Origin of the sequence: Alkalimonas collagenimarina (assembly GCF_030717845.1) — a bacterium.
GTDB lineage: Bacteria > Pseudomonadota > Gammaproteobacteria > Enterobacterales > Alteromonadaceae > Alkalimonas > Alkalimonas collagenimarina.
This window is the reverse complement of record NZ_JAUZVZ010000052.1, coordinates 1-1777: the sequence shown is the minus strand read 5'-3', so window position 1 is coordinate 1777 and position 1777 is coordinate 1. Positions and strand designations below refer to the sequence as shown.

Here is a 1777-nt window from a genome sequence, read left to right as displayed (position 1 = left end):
GTAAATGGTGGACCTTTTTATCTATTACGTGAGCCGGTGGGCAGTCCATATGCACCATTCCCAACGGTTGGGGAAGTGACTTTTGGCCCCGATCCGAACTTAAATGTTTTAGTTTTAGGGCAGGCCATTAATGAAGGGCCAGGGGAGAATATTCAAGCGACCATCAGTGGAAACACTTTCACTTTGTTCAACGATACAACCTTACAATTCAGAATTGCTGGTACAGCACCTGACGAAGCTACGGCATTAGCAAATCAAGCATTTATAGCTTCACTGACAGGTTTAAGTACTGAGCAAGTAGGTCTTCAGAAATACAATATTGCACCACCAGAGGATGAAGAATTAATTACCAATTTGAACCTACAGATCATCGATGAGGCTGTTCAAATTATCGATGGATCTCGGGCAAAACTTGGTGCAATTCAGAATAGGCTGCAAGGGACTATCAGGAACTTAAATAATATTGAAGAGAACGTATCAGCCGCGCGAATGCGAATACGCGATACTGACTATGCCAAAGAGACGGCAGAGCTAACCAGAGCGCAGATTATGCAGCAATCCAGTACGACGGTGTTATCGCAAGCTAATCAACGACCACAGACCGCCTTGGCGTTGTTGCAGTAATATATATGATACCTAGTTGATCATGCGACTAAAATGGGGTTTAGTAAAGTCATGGTATATCCAGTATGGATAATGACATTTAAATTTGGCACCTCCTTATTAAGAGCAGTACATACATAGAAGTGAGGGGGTATGCATTACTCTGTAAAAAGGATTAAGTATGGCGCAGCGTGATATTCCGTTTGCTGAAAGAACCATTGATAGTGAGACAATTTCTGATTTGTTTTGTGTTGTAGCAGGGCAAGTTCAAGCTGCTGATAAAGCGTCTGAAGCTTTTGGGTGTGATATCGTTATTCCCTACTCAGAGGAAATTTTGGGCATTATTTTCGATGGTGTTGGCGCTCCTGATGACAAAGACTTCAGAGAGCCATTTTTCGACATGTTCTTTGAATGGGTGCTTGATGAAGCACAAACCTTGGATGAATTCTTAAAAGAGTTTTATTTGAGCCTTGAAGACCATTTGCACATGTATAGTGTTCGTATGAAAGAAAGCACAGACAGTTAGCAATGGCATATTAAGCTGATTAAATCAGCTTACCAAGTAAGCATTTATATACTAAGGATTTGCTGAGTAGATGAGTAAAACTGAAAAAGTAGATGATCCGCTTAAATCGTTCAATGAGATTTTATTACCTGACCCAAGACAAAAGCACTTTTCAGGGTCACTCATGGATCGCCATGAAATCCTTAGCAAGATTAATCTTCACGAAGGTGTACCAATTGAAGTTCGGCAGTCCTTTGAGACTGCAAAAAATTTATGCCTATATACGTGGTTCGTATACAGGTTTCATCAGGTGTCTGAATTGATGGCGTTTATCACTTTAGAAGTGGCTTTGCGTAATCGGTTCTTATTCGAGAGCCCAAATCAAACCGTTCCGTCCTTTGCTAAGCTTTTGAAACGAGCCAAGGAGAAACAGTGGATTGAAAATGAGAGATTCCCTAGTTTGCTAACGAAAGCGGTGCAATATGCTAGCGATAAGAAATACTTTAAACAGTTTAAAGAGCATGATTTTGATAATGAACCAGAAATGCTCATAGATGATGATCCTAATGAACGTGAAATCACTGAGGCATTGGCAGAAATAGATTTAGTTGGTGCTATAACTAGTACGACAAACAAACTACGTAACAATCTTGCTCATGGGGCTACAAC

General features: G+C 40.6%; 3 protein-coding genes. All 3 read left to right on the top strand.

Annotated elements, in window-relative coordinates; translation table 11 throughout:
• Nucleotides 1–624, top strand: a 624-nt coding sequence (locus Q3O60_RS17525; protein ID WP_305895218.1) for a flagellin, incomplete at its 5' end; no start/stop codon positions are given.
• 160 nt (nt 625–784) lie between these two features.
• Nucleotides 785–1129, top strand: a complete 345-nt coding sequence (locus tag Q3O60_RS17520; protein WP_305895217.1) for a hypothetical protein — start codon at nt 785–787, stop codon at nt 1127–1129.
• Nucleotides 1130–1199: 70 nt separating this feature from the next.
• The coding region (locus tag Q3O60_RS17515) for a hypothetical protein (RefSeq protein ID WP_305895216.1) at nt 1200–1777 on the top strand (578 nt) is incomplete at its 3' end.